Annotated in this window: 15 protein-coding genes; 2 read left to right on the forward strand and 13 right to left on the reverse strand. The window is 72.1% G+C overall.

What is annotated here, in order from left to right; translation table 11 throughout:
* Position 1: 1 nt before the first annotated feature.
* Positions 2-2,374 (forward strand): FAD-dependent oxidoreductase, encoded by a 2,373-nt coding sequence (locus AB0I59_RS34640; RefSeq protein ID WP_061256986.1) that lies wholly within the window; start codon positions 2-4, stop codon positions 2,372-2,374.
* Here the strand turns inward: AB0I59_RS34640 and ligD are convergent.
* From ligD to AB0I59_RS34705, 13 genes are all read right to left on the reverse strand, one after another.
* Positions 2,350-3,603, reverse strand: coding sequence for a non-homologous end-joining DNA ligase (gene ligD, locus AB0I59_RS34645; RefSeq protein ID WP_358139667.1), 1,254 nt, complete (start codon positions 3,601-3,603; stop codon positions 2,350-2,352). The genes AB0I59_RS34640 and ligD overlap by 25 nt on opposite strands.
* A 27-nt stretch (positions 3,604-3,630) precedes the next feature.
* Positions 3,631-4,656 carry a hypothetical protein gene (locus AB0I59_RS34650; protein WP_358139670.1) on the reverse strand — a complete coding sequence of 342 codons (1,026 nt, stop codon included), beginning with the start codon at positions 4,654-4,656 and terminating at the stop codon, positions 3,631-3,633.
* Positions 4,657-4,788: 132 nt separating this feature from the next.
* Complete coding sequence (locus tag AB0I59_RS34655) at positions 4,789-5,748, reverse strand: TIM barrel protein (RefSeq protein ID WP_358139673.1); 960 nt, start codon at positions 5,746-5,748, stop codon at positions 4,789-4,791.
* A gap of 70 nt (positions 5,749-5,818) precedes the next feature.
* Entirely contained in the window at positions 5,819-6,619 is an 801-nt protein-coding gene (locus AB0I59_RS34660) for a GntR family transcriptional regulator (protein ID WP_358139676.1), read from the reverse strand.
* Between the two features lie 69 nt (positions 6,620-6,688).
* Complete coding sequence (gene fabG / locus AB0I59_RS34665) at positions 6,689-7,453, reverse strand: 3-oxoacyl-ACP reductase FabG (RefSeq protein ID WP_358139679.1); 765 nt, start codon at positions 7,451-7,453, stop codon at positions 6,689-6,691.
* 22 nt (positions 7,454-7,475) lie between these two features.
* Positions 7,476-8,477, reverse strand: coding sequence for a phosphotransferase enzyme family protein (locus tag AB0I59_RS34670; protein ID WP_061256979.1), 1,002 nt, complete (start codon positions 8,475-8,477; stop codon positions 7,476-7,478).
* 177 nt (positions 8,478-8,654) lie between these two features.
* Positions 8,655-9,401 (reverse strand): microcompartment protein, encoded by a 747-nt coding sequence (locus AB0I59_RS34675; protein WP_358139682.1) that lies wholly within the window; start codon positions 9,399-9,401, stop codon positions 8,655-8,657.
* Positions 9,394-9,678: a BMC domain-containing protein gene (locus AB0I59_RS34680; protein WP_061256977.1), complete on the reverse strand. Its 285-nt coding sequence runs from the start codon at positions 9,676-9,678 to the stop codon at positions 9,394-9,396. Before AB0I59_RS34680 ends, AB0I59_RS34675 begins: the two co-directional genes overlap by 8 nt.
* A 43-nt stretch (positions 9,679-9,721) precedes the next feature.
* On the reverse strand, positions 9,722-9,970 hold the full coding sequence (locus AB0I59_RS34685; RefSeq protein ID WP_061256975.1) for a EutN/CcmL family microcompartment protein: 249 nt from the start codon (positions 9,968-9,970) through the stop codon (positions 9,722-9,724).
* Positions 9,970-10,458, reverse strand: a complete 489-nt coding sequence (locus AB0I59_RS34690; RefSeq protein ID WP_358139685.1) for a hypothetical protein — start codon at positions 10,456-10,458, stop codon at positions 9,970-9,972. Before AB0I59_RS34690 ends, AB0I59_RS34685 begins: the two co-directional genes overlap by 1 nt.
* Positions 10,455-11,078: a BMC domain-containing protein gene (locus AB0I59_RS34695; RefSeq protein WP_061256971.1), complete on the reverse strand. Its 624-nt coding sequence runs from the start codon at positions 11,076-11,078 to the stop codon at positions 10,455-10,457. The genes AB0I59_RS34690 and AB0I59_RS34695 overlap by 4 nt, the downstream gene beginning before the upstream one ends.
* A 1-nt stretch (position 11,079) precedes the next feature.
* Positions 11,080-12,639 (reverse strand): aldehyde dehydrogenase family protein, encoded by a 1,560-nt coding sequence (locus tag AB0I59_RS34700; RefSeq protein ID WP_358139689.1) that lies wholly within the window; start codon positions 12,637-12,639, stop codon positions 11,080-11,082.
* Positions 12,636-13,904, reverse strand: coding sequence for a class-III pyridoxal-phosphate-dependent aminotransferase (locus AB0I59_RS34705; protein ID WP_061256967.1), 1,269 nt, complete (start codon positions 13,902-13,904; stop codon positions 12,636-12,638). Before AB0I59_RS34705 ends, AB0I59_RS34700 begins: the two co-directional genes overlap by 4 nt.
* 199 nt (positions 13,905-14,103) lie before the next feature.
* On the opposite strand from AB0I59_RS34705, the gene AB0I59_RS34710 reads away from it, so the two are divergent.
* Positions 14,104-15,639 carry an APC family permease gene (locus tag AB0I59_RS34710; protein ID WP_358139692.1) on the forward strand — a complete coding sequence of 512 codons (1,536 nt, stop codon included), beginning with the start codon at positions 14,104-14,106 and terminating at the stop codon, positions 15,637-15,639.
* Positions 15,640-15,684: the final 45 nt, after the last annotated feature.

A 15,684-nucleotide genomic window follows, 5' to 3' on the forward strand; every position in this document is an offset into this window, starting at 1 on the left:
CGTGGCATCTGACACCGAACATGTGGACGTCGTCGTCGTCGGTTCCGGTTTCGGCGGCTCTGTCACGGCCTACCGGCTCGCCGAGGCCGGACTCTCGGTGGTCGTGCTGGAGCGCGGCCGGCCGTACCCGCCGGGATCCTTCCCGCGCAGCCCCTCACAGATGGGCCGCGCCTTCTGGGACCCGGCCGAGAACCTGTACGGCATGTTCGACGTGTGGAGCTTCCGCGACTGCGACTCGGTGGTGGCGAGCGGCCTCGGCGGCGGCTCGCTGATCTACGCCAACGTGCTGCTGCGCAAGGACGAGAACACCTTCGTCCACGAGGAGCCGCTGCCGGGCGGCGGGTACGAGTGCTGGCCGGTGAGCCGCGCCGACCTCGACCCGCACTACGACGCGGTGGAGCGCATGATCGGCGTCACGCCGTACCCGTTCGACCGGCCCGCCTACTCGGGCACGCTCAAGACCGGGGCGATGCGGGACGCGGCGGCCGAGCTGGGCCTCGACTGGCGGCTGCCGCCGCTGGCGATCAGCTTCGCCCCCTCCCCCGGCGCGGAGCCGGGCCTCGGACTGCCCGTCGCCGACCCCCATTACGGCAGCATGCACGGCGTGCTGCGCCGTACCTGCCGGTTGTGCGGCGAGTGCGACATCGGCTGCAACGACGGGGCCAAGAACAGCCTCGACCACACCTACCTCGCCGCGGCCCGGCACCACGGCGCCGACCTGCGCACCCTGCACGAGGTCAAGACGATCGGGCCACGACATGGGCGCGGGCACGGCGGCGGGCACGGCGGCGGGTACGCGGTCGACTACGTGCGGCACGACCCCGCCGATCCGGATCGGCGATCCGCGGGCACGATCACGTGTGATCGTCTCGTGCTCGCCGCGGGCACGCTCGGGACGTCGTACCTGCTGCTGAAGAACCGGGCGCGCCTGCCCGGCCTCAGCGGGACGCTCGGCACCCGGTTCTCCGGCAACGGCGACATCCTCTCCTTCCTGCTCCGGGCCAGGGACCGCAGCCGCACTCTGCCGGTCAGCGCCAGCCACGGGCCGGTCATCACCAGCGCCATCCGGCTGCCGGACGGCGAGGGAGGCCGGGGGGCCTACATCGAGGAGGGCGGCTATCCGGGGTTCGTCGACTGGCTGGTCGAGGGCGCCGACGTGCGCGGCGAGCTGGGCCGGGTGGCCCGCTTCGTCGTGGACCGGCTGCGCGCCCTGGCCGGGCACGACACCAACATGTCGGCGGAGATCGCCGCGCTGCTCGGGCCGGGCGACCTCTCGGGGAGCTCGCTGCCGCTGCTCGGCATGGGCAGGGACGTTCCGGACGGCGAGCTCAGGCTCAGGGACGGGCGGCTCGACGTCGTGTGGACGGCGGAGACGAGCGAGGTGTACGTCGAGCGGGTGCGGGCCACCATGCGGCGGATCGGCCATGTCCTCGGGGCCGAGTACGCCGACAGCCCGGCGCGGCACCGCGAGCGGACGATCACCGTGCATCCGCTCGGCGGCGCGCCCATGGGCCGCCACCCCGGTGAGGGGGTGTGTGACGCCCACGGCGAGGTCTTCGGCTTCCCCGGCCTGTTCGTCGCGGACGGGGCCGCGATGCCGGGCCCGGTGGGGGCGAACCCGTCGCTCACGATCGCGGCCCTCGCGGACCGCATGTGTACGCGCCTGCTGGAGGCCGGGCCACCGGTCCTCACGGCGGGTGTGGGGGGAGACGCGGCGTGCGACCGCCTGGACGGACCGGCCCATCTGGGTGGCCCGGACCGGGCGGGCGGGCGCACGTCGCTGTCGTTCGTGGAGGAGATGCGCGGTTTCCTCGCCCCCGGCGCGACCGACCCGCGCGAGCTCGACGGCATGCCCGAGGGGGGCCGGTTCGCGTTCCGGCTGACGGTCACCGCCGACGACGTGGACCGCTTCCTGGCCGAGCCGGAGCATCCCGCCCGGGCCGAGGGATGGATCGACGCCGCCACATGCGGGGGCCGGCGTCCGGTCGAGCGGGGCTGGTTCAACCTCTTCGCCCCGGGCGACAGCCCGGACCGCAGGGAGATGCGCTACCGGTTGCAGTTCACCGACGGCGAGGGCCGGCCCCGCACCCTCGTGGGCTGGAAGGACGTGCGTCCGGGCCCGCCGACCCGGGTGTGGCCGGACACCACGACGATGCTCGCGCGGCTGCTCGACGGCCGTCCGGCCGACGAGAAGGAGGACGACGGCGCGCCGGTCCTCGCGGCGGGAACGCTGCACGTGCTGCCGTCCGACCTGGCCCGGATGCTCACGACGTTCCGTACGGAGGGGCCGGGGGGCACGGCCGCGCTGGCCAGGTTCGGCCGGTTCTTCCTGGGCGAGCTGTGGGAGGTCTACCGGCCGCGCCAGGGGTCGTAGTCGACGTCGAGCGGCTCCTGGGCGGGCCGTTCCGCCTCGGGGACGTGCTGGAGGTTCACCCGGATCCGGGTCCAGGTGGAGCTGCGGCCGCGCATGGAGTCGACGAGCACGTCGGCGGGCCTGAGCAGGCGGGCGGCGCCGGGATGGCGGGCCTTCCAGCGCTCGAACCCGGCCATGGCCTCGTCCACGGTCTCGGCGCGGGCGATCTCGATGAGGGGCATGACCGAGCGGCGGCGGCCCCTGGTCTCCCCGGAGTCCGAGGAGTCCCCGCCGTGTTCGGCCCCTTTGGCCGCTTTGGCTGCGCTGGCTGCTTTGGCTGCTTTGGCGGGCGCGGGCCGGGGGCCCTGCGCCTCGGCGAGTTCGAGCAGCCCGTCCAGCGATCCGGCCGTCTCGTCCATGGGCGCCCAGGGGTCGCCGGCCCCGGCGAGGCGGTCGGGGACGGTGGTGAGCGTGAACGCGTCCGGGCGGCACCGCTCCACCTCGTCCCAGTGGAGGGGTGTGGAGACGTGACCGGTGGGCCGCACCGAGTACGCCGAGGCGACGGTCCGGTCCCTGGCGTTCTGGTTGTAGTCCACGAAGACGCCCTGCCGCTCCTCCTTCCACCAGCGGCTGGTCGCGATCTCGGGGGCGCGCCGCTCCACCTCGCGGGCGACCGCCTCGGCGGCCCGCCGTACCTCGCGGAACGTCCACCGGGCCGCGATCCGGGAGTAGACGTGGAAGCCGCGCGAGCCCGACGTCTTGGGCCAGGCGGCCAGGCCGTGGTCCTCCAGCACGTCCCTGGCGTGCAGGGCGACCCTGACGATCTGCTCCCACCCGACGCCGGGCACCGGGTCCAGGTCGATCCGCAGCTCGTCGGGGTGGTCGAGGTCCGCCGCGCGTACGGGATGGGGGTTGAGGTCGACGCAGCCCAGGTTGACCGTCCAGAGGAGGTGCGCGAGATCGCGGACGACCACCTCGTCGGCGCTGCGCCCGGAGGGGTAGGAGAACTCCACGACCTCGATCCACTCGGGCCGCTTCGCGGGTGCCCGCTTCTGGAAGAACGGCGCGTCCTCGACGCCGTGGACGTACCGCTTGAGGATCACCGGACGGTCCGCGACGCCGCGCAGGGCCCCCTCGGCCACCGCCTGGTAGTAGGCGACCAGGTCGCGCTTGGTGTGTCCCGTCCGCGGGAAGACCACGCGGTCCGGGTTGGTGATCTTCACGTCCCTGCCGCCGGGTTCGAGCACCATGCGGCCACGATACGTGGTGACGGCGGGTTACAAGGGGACGCCGAAGATGACCCGGCCCCTAGGCTTCTCGGCCACGGTCCAGACCGTGTTCTTGCCCCGCCACACGGTGAGGTCCTCCGGCCCCTTGGGGTACTTGCGCTCCTGTACGGCCTGCCCGGGGAGCGCGGTGAGCAGCCGGTCGTTCGCGCCGGTGCCGCCGGACTGGCTGAAGTACCAGCGCCCCTTGTAGGAGACCGCGCCCTGGATCTTCTGGCCGGGGCTGTTGTACGCGTCGACCGGAACGGCCGTGCCGTCCGCGTCGGCCGCGAGGGTGCCGTCGGCGGCGAGGGCCCAGCGGACCACCCGCCCGGTGCCCGAGGTGAGGTACTCGCCGGACACGAGCAGGACGGGGTCGGCGCTCCGGTCCAGCGAGGCGAACGAGAACCTCGCGCCGAGCGCCGGGTCGCAGCGCCACATGTCCGACTGCGGCAGCATGAACGAGTAGCCGAAGAGCCCGCCCTCGCTCAGGTCGCGCAGGTCGAAGATCCGCAGGCCGCCCGTGGTGTCGGGCACGTAGAGCAGGTTCTTGTACCAGACGAGCCCGCCCGCGTGCACGTTGATCGGCGTGGGGTTCCCGTCGGCGTCCGGCTCCACCAGCAGCACGTGGGCGTACCGGAGCGTGGCCACGTTGAGGAAGCTGACCCGGATGCCCCGCTCCGGCTCGGCCGTGGGGTCGGGTTTCCAGTACCAGCTGACCGCGAACGCCGACGGGCTGCTCAGTCCGGCGTCGGAGCCGCACGACAGGCCCTGGGGGTACCACTTCTCGGTGGCGTCGTCCTTGGCGTCGAAGCAGAACCAGTCGCTCGCGGCCACGCCGTTGAGCGCGGCGACCGGCCGCTTGCGCGTCGCCACCCGGGACGCGGTCGCGAGAACCTTCGCCACCGTGGTCGTCCTGTGCGCCCCGCGGAAGGCCGCGAGGGCCTGCTCCCGTGCCGCCGCGCCCGTCGTGTCCCGTCGCAGCGCGTACGGCAGGGCCGCCGAGGCGGGCAGCCGCGCCACCCGAGCCAGAGCCACCTGTCGCCTCCATCGTGTGGGGATGGCTTCCACCCTGCCGCGCCGAAGCACGAAATATCGCCGTTCGGGGGGAGCGGTCACCGATTCGTGATCGAATCATCCCGAACCGGTATCCGCGAGGAGATCCCGGGGTCAGCGGACCGTGTAGCCGCCCACCAGCCCCGCCCGGGCCAGCCGATCCAGGTTGGCCCGCTGGTCGGCGGCGACCCGGCCGAGATCCCTGCCGCTGCCGGCGACGTCCTGCTCGACGACGACCCACCCCTCGTAGCCGGCCCGCCCGAGCTCGCGGACCACGCCCTCGACGTCGAGGTCACCCGCGCCGAGCGGCGGGAAGACCCCGCCGCGGACGGCCTCCCACAGGTCGCCGCCCGCCGCGCGGACCCGGGCGAGCGTGTCGCGGGAGGCGTCCTTCACGTGCACCTGCCGGATCCGGCCGGCCCAGCGGCCGATCGCGGCCACCGGGTCGCCGCCCGCGAGCCACAGGTGCCCGGTGTCCAGGCAGAGGGACACGTCGGTCAGTTCGAGGAGCCGCTCGATCTCCCCGGAGGTCTCCACGTCGGTGCCGAGGTGGTGGTGGAAGACGGGCTCCAGGCCCCGGTCTCTGCACCGGGCGGCGGCGCGGAGCACCCGGACGGCGAAGCCCGCCCACTCCTCATGGGTCAGCCCGAGCCCCGGGTCCACCGGCGCCCCGGGCCGGGCGAACCTGGCCAGGTTCGGCGGGCAGGCGAGCGTCGGCCGCGGCGCGAACCTGGCGTCGTCCACGGGGACCCCGGCGAAGACGTCCAGGGCCGCGTCCAGCGCGGCCAGGTCCTCCTCGAACCCGCCGGCGTCGCCGTATCGGAGGTCCACCCAGCCGCCCGCCAGGCCGAGGCCGTACCGCGTGAGCCGCCCGGCCAGCTCCGCTCCGGTCCCCAGATAGCCGATGGGGCCGGAGTCCGTGCCGGCGTATCCGGCGTCGCGCATCGTGGCGAGCATTTCGTCGGGGCCGATCGCCGCGCCCTCGGCCGCGTAGACGCCGAAGCTGACGGGCGCGCTCGCGATCCTGATGGGGCCGGGGGCGGGCGGGATGCGGTCCGGCGGGATGCGGTCCACGGCGGGGATTCCTCTCGCGCGGGTCTCCCCCGACCCCTACCCCGGCGTACGGCGGGGCACGCGGAGACGGTCAGTCCTTGGGCCGCTCGTCCGGGAAGCGGACCAGCCGTCCCTGCTCGCGTGCCGAGTGCGTGGTGCCGGTCGCCCCGCTGACATGGACGAGGATGCGGGTGCGGTCGCCCCGGAAGACGTCCTGCGAGAACTCGAACGGGACGCCCTGCTCGTCCGACGTGGTGCGGGTGATGGCCAGCACGGGGACGCCCGGCTCGACTCCGAGGACCGCCGCCTCCTCCTCACCCGCCGACACCGCCTCGATGCGCTCCAGCGCGGCAGCGGGGCGTACGCCGTACTGGCCGGCGAGCAGCTCGTAGACGGATCCGCCGAGCGGCTGCTCCAGCAGGCCGGGGAAGCGCATCGCGGGGAACCGCGCCTGCTCCAGGGACAGGGGGACGCCGTCGGCGAACCGGATGCGGACGATCTCGGTCACGAGGTCGCCGGGCTGGATGCCGAGGGCCGCGGCCGTCGGCTCGTCGGCACCCGCGATGGTGGCCCTGACCACCCGCGACCCGGCGGTGAACCCCTGCTCGCGCAGCAGGTCGGGCACGCCCACGACGCTCGACAGGTCGCGCTCGACCTTGGTGCCGCTGACGAAGGTGCCTCCGCCGCGGCCGGGCACCCTGCGCACGGCCCCGACCTGTTCGAGCAGGCCGAGCGCCGTGCGCAGGGTGGTACGGCTGACGCCCATCCGGGCGGCGAGCTCCCGCTCGGAACCGAGCCGCTGCCCCGGCTGGAGCTCGCCGGTCGAGATCAGCCGGAGGACCTCCTGCCGAGCCGTATCGACCGCGGACTCACCGTCCAGGTCGCGGGACACCTCACTCACCTCATTCAACGGCGGCGAACCATGACGAACCATGAAGAACCATAGGTCCGCCCGATTAGATCACACTACGTCGAGTGCTTCCTGCGATTCCGGCAGGACCTGGCCGCCGTCCACGACGAGGGAGTGTCCGGTGATGAACGCCGCCTCGTCGGTGGCGAGGAAGAGGCAGGCGTTGCCGATGTCCTCGACCGAGCCGAGCCGGCGCATCGGGATCGCGGCCTCCATGGAGCGCAGGTACTCCTCCCCCAGGTCGGCCAGGCCCTCGGTCATGATGTTGCCGGGCAGGACGGCGTTGACCGTGATGCCCTTGGACGCCAGCTCCAGCGCCGCCGTACGCATGAAGCCGAGCTGGCCCGCCTTGCTCGCGCCGTAGTGCGACCAGCCGGGAAACCCGGTGAAGGGGCCGGTGATGGAGGACGTCAGGATCACCCGACCGCGTCCGGACGCCTCCAGCGCGGGCAGGCACGCCCGTACGGTGAGCATGGTGCCCTTGAGGTTGACGCCGAAGACCTCGTCGATGTCGGCCTCGGTCATGTCCGCCAACCTCTTGTCAGGAAATATCCCGGCATTGGCGCAGAGGACGTCCACGCCGCCGTACCGTTCTGCGGCGGTCTCCGCGATCCGCGCGCAGTCGTCGGCGCGGGAGACGTCCGCGACGACGTGGGTCGCGCCGAGTTCCTCGGCCGCCGCCTTCAGGCCGCTCTCGTCCCTGCCCACGATCAGCACGTTCGCGCCCGCACGGGCGAAGACCCGCGCGATGCCCTTGCCGATGCCCTTGCTTCCGCCGGTGACGACGACCGACCGACCCGCGACTGAGGTGAACACACGCACTCCTTCAGAGTCCGTTTCAGAGTGATCCGGTGAGGTAACGCTCGGCGAGCTCGCAGCTGCCGTGGGTGTATCCGGCGCCCAGTTCCCCGGCGACGTCGGCGGCCGAATGGGAGCCGATCCAGGCGACCAGGAGCAGGCGGCGGAGCATGATGAACGTCCAGATCTCGTCCTCGTCCTCCTGCGGGAGGTCGAGCACGGTCCGGTAGCCGCGGACCCAGGAGTCGATCATCCGCGGCACCAGGGGATGGTGCTCGATGAAGCTGACGGCCGCGCCGAGGTCGTAGAGATACCAGCCGAGGCCGCAGTCGTCGAAGTCGATGACGCTCGTCCCGGCGGCGTCGTCGACGAGCAGGTTGGCCAGCCGCAGGTCCGCGTGGATCAGGCCGTAGCGTTCCGGCCCCCTGCCGAACCTCGCCAGCCGGTCGCGCAACTCCGCCTCCAGCCGGGAGAGCACGGCGAGGGCCTCGCGGTCCACGCCCACGCCGTCCTGCCATCTGCCCCACCGGGGGGCCGGGCCGAACGCGGCGTCGGCGTCCCAGTGGAAGCGGGTGAACGCGGCCGGCCGTGCCCACCCACGGGCGTGCCGGTGCATGCGCGCGGTGATCGCCCCCAGCGGCTCGAACTCCTCGACCAGGCGGTCCTCGGCGGGCTCCGCGCCGGGGAGGAACTCGAACATCACGCATCGGCGCGGCTCGGCCCCCGGATCCTCCACGGTGACGACCCGCGATCCGTCGCGGGCGGGCAGCACCGTGGGGGTCCGTATCCCGGCCTCGGCGCGTAGCGCGCCCAGCCAGTCGAGTTCGGAGGCGATCGCCTCCGGCGAGTGGTAGCCGAGCCGGTGCACCCGCAGGATCGTCCGGGATCCGCGGTCGTCCACCGCGAAGGTGGCGTTCTCCGAGACGTTGAGGAGGCTCACGTCGGCGTCTGCGGAGACGTCGTACCGCCGGAGGGCGCCGCGGGCGACCCTCTCGATTCGGGCGAGCACGTCGTCTCCCCCGGACAGGTCGTGGACCTGCATTCGTTCTCCTAGGGCTCTCGTGGCTCCTATGGGTGGGTCGCGGGCGCGGCCCGCTTCCAGGTCGTGGCCCTTCGCACATCGCGGGACGTCCCTGGATCGTTTCCGGGTACATTCCGCGGATCTTCGCCGAGGCGCCGGCCGGGGCCGTCCGGCGCCTTTTAGTGATCCCGGCCCTCGTCAGTGATCCCGGCCCTCGACGGACTCCAGGACCCGGACGATCGCGTCGCGGGCCGCGCGTACGGAGCCGGGACGGCCGCTGATGTACAGCCGCCCGGCCGACCCGATCATCTGCACGTCGACGAGGGTGATGTCGGGCGCGGCCGCCTCGGCCTCGTTGGCCGCGACGGTCGCGAACAGCGCAGGGGTCATCTCGCAGACCAGCAGCGTCTCCCCCGGCAGCACCATCGACGCCTGCCGGTTGCGGTTGACGAGCACCGCGTGCTGGTCGGTGATCTCCTCGATGACGTCGGTGTAGAGGATGCGCGGCCGGAGCTGGTCTCCGGCCGACGCGCCGATGCCGTCGAGGATGGCCTGGCCGGCCCGCCGTACGTCGTCCAGGGAGGAGCCGTGCACCTCCAGCACGCCGAACTGCCGCTCGACGAACAGGATGCCGGGCTCGACGGACGGTACGGCGCGCAGCGCGAGGTCGATGACCCGCTCGATCGCCAGGCCGGGGGCGACCTCGACGATGAGCGCGTGCTGCCCCTCGTACGGCGGGTAGCCGCGGGCGCGGGTGGGCGCCGCCATCGCCGCCGTGAACTGCCGCCGCAGGTTCTCCACCAGCAGGTAGACCCGCAACTCCGCGGACCGCCGGCCGGCGGGCGGGGTCTCGGACGCGGGTGTCCCGGGGGTGGGTTCCACGGGGGCGGGCGCCGCCTTGGCGGCGCGCGCACGGGGGCGGGGGGAGGCGGGGGCGCTACTCACCGGTCGAGACGTTGAAGGCGCGCGTCAGGTCGGCGTGCGGGCGCGGGATGACGTGGACCGAGACGAGTTCGCCGACGTTGGACGCGGTCTCGGCGCCGGCCTCCGTCGCCGCCTTGACCGCGCCGACGTCACCGATGACGGTGACGGCCACGAGCCCGGAGCCGACCTGCTCGCGGCCCACGATGGTCACGTTGGCCGCCTTGACCATGGCGTCGGCGGCGGCGAGCGCCGCAACGTAACCCTTGGTCTCGATCAGGCCGATCGCGTTGTTCGCCATTGTCGTTTTCTCCTTCAGGCGGGGTCGCTTGCGGGGATGCCGCTCATTGGGGGTCGTCGATGGAACCGATGATCAGTGCGTCGATCGGCGGCGGTATCTGCCGCGCGGAGAACCAGGAGGCGGCCACCGAGCCCTGGACGATCAGGACCCGCTCGCCGATGCCGGTGCCGAGCACGTCGAAGGCGACCAGGGCGGCCCCGCCGTCGAGCTCGACCTCGAGGAAGGCGCCTCCGGGTACGCCGTCGATGCGTTTGGTGGCCCACACGCTGGCCGTGACGGTGCCGCGCAGCATCAGTCCTCCCTCTCCACGGCGAGGCCGCTCGCGCGCACCCGCTCCCTGGCGAGCGGGGTGAGCACGGCCCTCGGCCCGAGGACCAGCCGCGCGCCCGCCGCCGCCGCGGCCGCGACATGGCGCTCGGTGACGGCGCCTTTCTCGTGACGATGCACGGCCTCCGGCGGAACCGCCGCCGCCACAGTGGGCTCGGCGGGCTCGGCGGGCTCGGCGAGTGCCTCCGTCCGGGCGGGTGGCGGATCCAGGCGGAACCTGAGCCGTCCGGCACGCAGGTCGGCGCTGCGCGCCGGATCGGCCGCGAGGTCGAGGACGCGCAGGGCGAAGGCGGTGAGGTCGCCGTCGGCCCCGACCGCGACCTGCTCCACGACAGGCTCCGCGACCGGTGTCGCACCGGCGGCGGACCGCCCCGCCAGGGCCGGAAGCACCGCGGGCAGGAGGTCGCGCAGGACCTCCCTGACCAGCAGGCGAAGCTCGTCCGGCTCGGTCATCTCCGGCCTCCCGGTGACGGCACACGGTCGCCGAGGGCCTGCCGCGCGGCGTCGGCGGCCTGCCGTACGTCGGACTCGCGGCCGGACAGGTACACCCGGCCGGTCGCGCCCATCATGCGGTAGTCGACGACCTTCACCTCTGCGGCCTTCTCCGCCTCGTTGACGGCGAGGATGGCGTACGAGGCGGGCTGGCATTCCAGGACGAACAGCGACTCGCCCGGCAGCGCCAGCGAGCCGACCCGGTTCCGGTTGATGAGGAAGGCGTGCTGCCCGTCCAGACTCGACACGATCTCGGAGGCGAGGATGCGCGGGGCGACCGCGTCGGCGACGGTGGCGCCGAGCGCGTCGAGCACCGCCCCGGCCGCGGCCCTGACCTCGCCGATCTGGCCGTGGAACTCCAGGTAGCCGAACTGCCTCTCGACGACCAGCACGCCCGCCTTCACGTCGGCGTGCTTGAGCGCCACGTCGGTGAGCGGCTCGATGTCAAGGCCCGGGGCGATCTCGATGATCTGCGCCGCCTGGTTGAGCCGGGGCAGCGCGCCGCGCATCCAGGTGCCGAGGTAGCACATGGTCTGCGGCTGGAGTTGGTCGATGAAGATGAAGGAGCGCAACTCGGCCATGTCAGGACCTCACCAGCGACGCGAGCTCTTCGAGGATCAGCCGCCTGATCTCGTCGCGCAGCGTGTCCTGCGCCGTGCCGGACGAACCCGTGCCGGACGGGCCCGCGCCCGGGTCTCCGGACGGCATCCCGGGTGCGGCCGCGGACGTACGGCGGGCGTTGGACGGCTCGGGATAGCGCGGGACCGGTCCGTCGGGCGGCGACCACGGATCGAGCCCGGCGAAGTCGCCGAACGGCGCGTCCACGTGGTAGGCGACCCGGGTCCAGTCGACGAGATCGCCCGGCTGGAGGTTCGCCCCCGCCGACGATCCGCCGACGTACCCGGTGCCGATCGTCATGGAGATCGGCAGGTTCGTGTGGACTCCGGAGGAGCCCAGGCTGTTGCCGGCGTTGACGGAGATCCGCAGCACCGGGACCGCCGCGCCGAACTCCATGATCGTGCGCGGGTCGGTGCTGTGGATCGCGGCCGAGTGACCGGCTCCGGTGATGCGCAGCACCGCCCTGGCCGCGTCGATCCCGCTCCTTGCCGAGGGCACCCGGAGCAGGCCGAGCACCGGGCAGAGCTTCTCGTGGGCCAGCGGCTCCTCGGGCACGGCGAGGTCGATGGGGGCGAGCAGCACCCTCGTCCCGGGCGGCACGCGCACACCGGCGCGCTCGGCGATCCAGGTCGCGTCCTTCCCGACGAAGCGGGTGTCGAAGGTCCCGCCGGGGAAGAGCGCGTCGCGTACCCGGTCGCGGTCGGGGCCGGACAGCAGGTGGGCGCCGCGCATGAGCGACACGAGCCGGTCGGCGACCGCGTCCTCGGCGATGAGCACGGACTCGTTGGTGCAGAGGATCGAGTTGTCGAAGCTCTTGCTGTCCACGATCAGCCGCGCCGCCGACTCCAGGTCGGCGCTGCGGTCGACCAGCACCGGGACGTTGCCGGGACCGACGCCGAGCGCCGGGTTGCCGGACCGGTACGCGGCCCGGACGACCGGGGTCCCTCCGGTCGCGACGACGACGTCCACGAGCGGACTCGCCATCATCGCCTCGACGAGCGGCAGTTCCGGCTCCTCGATGACCTGGACGACCCCGTCGGGGGCGCCCGCGGCGACGGCGGCCTCGGCCAGCGTCCGCGCGGCGTCGGAGCAGCACTCCTTGGCCATCGGATGGGGGCTGATGATGATCGCGTTCCTCGTCATCAGCGACAGGATGATCTTGAAGTAGACCGTGGCGACCGGGTTCGTCGACGGCGTGAGCGCGAAGACCACGCCGGCCGGCCGGGGAATAGACATGATCTTCTCGGCGGCGTCGGTGCGCGGCGACACATAGTCGTGGCCCGCGTACGCCTCGGCCAGCCCGGTCGAGCAGGCCACGTTCTTCAGCGCCTTGTGCTCGGCGACGCCGAACCCGGTCTCGCGCACCGCCCACTCGGCGTAACGGGTCGCGTTGTCCGCCGCCGTCCGGGCGACGGCCGCGACGATCCGGTCCACGGTCGCCCTGTCGTAGCGGGCGAAGGCACGGGAGGCCCACCGCGCGCGTTCCAGCAGGCCGTTGCCCGCGGTCGCCGTCTGGCCGCTCATCGGTGGACCTCCTTCGCGGCCCGCGCGATCGCGTGGGCCGTACGGTCGAGCATCTCCTCGGCCAGCGACGGGTCGATCAGGATGCCCGGCTTGTACTGCAGCACCCGGGGATCGAGGGTGGAGAAGATCGCCCAGACGCCGTTGTCGTAGAGCTGCCGCATGACGTGTTTGGCGCCCTCGGGGTGGTCGAACTCCAGGCCGATGACCAGGCCGTTCTGCCGGATGCCGGTGAACCAGCCGGGGTGGTCGGCCCGGATGCGCTCAAGGCCGCGCCCGATCAGGTCGGAGGCGTGGTGGACGATCGAGCGGGTCTGCGGCCGGTTGCAGATCTCCAGCGTCTTCATCGCGGCGACGCAGCCGAGCTCGGCGCCGCCGAAGGTGGCCATGTGGGCGAAGCCGTCCTCCGTGAGCCAGCCGGCGCAGCGTTCGCTGACCAGGACGGCCGCGATCGGGTAGAGGCCGCCCGAGATGCCCTTTCCGGTGACCATGATGTCGGGCGTGATGCCGTGCTTGGTGATCGCCCACAGCTCGCCGGTGCGCATGAGCCCGGTCTGCACCTCGTCGGCGATGTAGAGCGCGTCGTACGTCTCGCAGAGCCGCTTGACGCCCTCCAGGTAGCCGGGCGCCGGCAGCGGGAAGCCGTACGTCGCGGGGATGGTCTCCATGATCACCGCAGCCACGTCCCGGGCGCGCAGCGCGGACTCCATCGCCGCCAGGTCGTTGAACGGAACATGGGTGAACTCCTCCGGCCGGTCGGCCAGGAACAGCTTGGCGAACCGGTCGTCCCCGGTGCCGACGGCCAGGCCGGTGTGCCCGTGGTACGCCTTGACGATCGAGACGATCCTGCGCTTCCCGGTGGCGTGCCGCGCGGTCTTGAGCGCGATGTCGATGGCCTCGCCGCCGCCGCTGCCGTAGATCACCTTGCTCATACCCTTGGGCGCCGAGGCGATCAGCGCCTCGGCGAGAGCCGTACGGGCGAGGGAGGGGAAGTGGTGGTTGCCGATGTCGAAGTGGTCCATGGCCTGCTTCAGCGCGGCCACGACCTCGGGATTGCGGTGGCCCAGGTTGTAGGTGCCCCCGTTGAGGTGCACGTCGATCAGGCGCCGGCCGGAGACGTCGTAGAGGAAGTAGCCCTCCCTGCGGTCGATGACCAGGGGGACCCCGGAGTCGACCCAGAACCGGGTCTTCCCCGGATTCCAGTACGTCGAGGACTTCTCCAGCACCTCGTCCTTCGACGCGAAGGTGAACAGCCCGTAGTCCAGCATCCCGGTCCCATCGGTCCGTCAATCGGTAGGACCAAATAGTTAGCCGGGCGACCATAAAACGTCAATGGTTCTTTCTGTGCGGATTCGGAAACACCACGGGTCTTGCTCGGGCCGACCATAGGGTGGCACGATTTGCGCACCTTGTGTGACTTGGCACACATCATCCCCCCCTACAACGGTCTCTCCGGAGGGCCCACCTGTGAGCACCTTTGAGACGCGGGCGGTCTCGCCCGCCGAGCCTCCCACCGGAACACAGGGCGTCAGCCGTCTGCGCAAGGACGCCGTCGGCCTGGCCGGCGTCATCTTCATGGCCGTCGCCACCGCCGCTCCCATCACCGCCATGACGGGCAACGTGCCGATCGCGCTCGGCTTCGGCAACGGCCTCGGCGCCCCGGCGGGCTACCTGTTCGCGACCATCGTGCTGACCGTCTTCTCGGTCGGCTACGTCGCGATGGCGAAGCACATCACCTCCGCCGGCGCCTTCTACGGCTACATCTCGCACGGCCTCGGCCAGGTCGTCGGCATGGTGGCCGGCCTGCTCGCGACCATGGCGTACGTCGTGTTCGAGGCATCACTCATCGGGTTCTTCGCCTACTCCGCCCACGACACGTTCCTGACCATGGCCGGGGTGGACGTCCACTGGCTGGTGTTCGCCTTCGTCGGCCTCGGCCTCAACGCCGTGCTGACCTACTTCGACATCAACCTCACCGCCAAGGTCCTCGGCTTCTTCCTGATCACCGAGATCTTCATGCTGGGCCTCACCGCCACCGTGACGCTGTTCCACGGAGGCGGCCCCGACGGCTTCATGGTCTCGTCGATCAACCCGCTGAACGCCTTCCAGTCGAACGGACTCGCGGCCGGCGCCGTCGGGCTCGGGCTCTTCATGTGCTTCTGGTCGTGGGTGGGCTTCGAGTCCACCGCGATGTACGGCGAGGAGTCGCGCGACCCCAAGAGGATCGTGCCCAAGGCCACGCTGGTCTCCGTCGTCGGCATCGGCCTCTTCTACACGTTCATCTCCTGGATGACGGTCGCCGCCAACGGCGTGAAGGCGCCCGAGCTCGCCGCCACCGAATTCGCCGGGATCTTCTTCAACCCGACCAGGGAACTCGTCGGCGCGTGGGCCGTGGACCTGTTCAAGGTGCTGATCCTGACCGGCTCGTTCGCCTGCTCGATGGCGTTCCACAACTGCGCCTCGCGCTACCTCTACGCGCTCGGCCGGGAGAACCTGATCCCGGGCACCGGCCGCACCCTCGGAGCCACCCACCCCAAGCACGGATCGCCGCACATCGCCGGATTCGTCCAGACCGCGATCTCCGTGGTGCTGGTCCTCGCGTTCTTCTTCGCGGGCATGGACCCCTACATCCACCTCTACACGCTGCTCGCGGTGCTCGGGACGCTGGCGATCCTCATCGTGCAGTCGCTCTGCTCCTTCTCCGTGATCGGCTACTTCCACGTGAAGAAGAAGCACCCCGAGACGGCCAACGTCTTCCGCACCCTGATCGCGCCGCTCACCGGCGGACTGGCCATGCTGTTCGTCGTCCTGCTGCTCTTCCAGAACCAGGAGGCCGCGGCGGGCGACGCGTCCAAGACCCTGCTGTTCCGCCTCATCCCCTGGATCGTGCTGGCGTTCGCCGCGCTGGGCGCCGGACTCGCCCTCTATCTGAAGGCCAGGAACCCGGCCAAGTTCGCGATCATCGGCCGCATCGTGCTCGAGGACACCGTCGAGCGCGACTGACCCCGTCCCGCCGATCTCCCCGCCCGTTCCCCGCCGCAGAACCGC

The organism is Microtetraspora glauca (assembly GCF_040656155.1).
GTDB classification, from domain to species: Bacteria; Actinomycetota; Actinomycetes; order Streptosporangiales; family Streptosporangiaceae; genus Microtetraspora; species Microtetraspora glauca.

Coding starts and splice junctions, on each gene's coding strand:
- AB0I59_RS34670 (WP_061256979.1), bottom strand. CDS start 8,477: ATGCAGGTCCACGACCTGTCCGGGGGAGACGACGTGCTCGCCCGAATC.
- ligD (WP_358139667.1), bottom strand. CDS start 3,603: ATGGTGCTCGAACCCGGCGGCAGGGACGTGAAGATCACCAACCCGGAC.
- AB0I59_RS34705 (WP_061256967.1), bottom strand. CDS start 13,904: ATGCTGGACTACGGGCTGTTCACCTTCGCGTCGAAGGACGAGGTGCTG.
- AB0I59_RS34690 (WP_358139685.1), bottom strand. CDS start 10,458: ATGACCGAGCCGGACGAGCTTCGCCTGCTGGTCAGGGAGGTCCTGCGC.
- AB0I59_RS34695 (WP_061256971.1), bottom strand. CDS start 11,078: ATGGCCGAGTTGCGCTCCTTCATCTTCATCGACCAACTCCAGCCGCAG.
- AB0I59_RS34700 (WP_358139689.1), bottom strand. CDS start 12,639: ATGAGCGGCCAGACGGCGACCGCGGGCAACGGCCTGCTGGAACGCGCG.
- AB0I59_RS34685 (WP_061256975.1), bottom strand. CDS start 9,970: ATGCTGCGCGGCACCGTCACGGCCAGCGTGTGGGCCACCAAACGCATC.
- AB0I59_RS34680 (WP_061256977.1), bottom strand. CDS start 9,678: ATGGCGAACAACGCGATCGGCCTGATCGAGACCAAGGGTTACGTTGCG.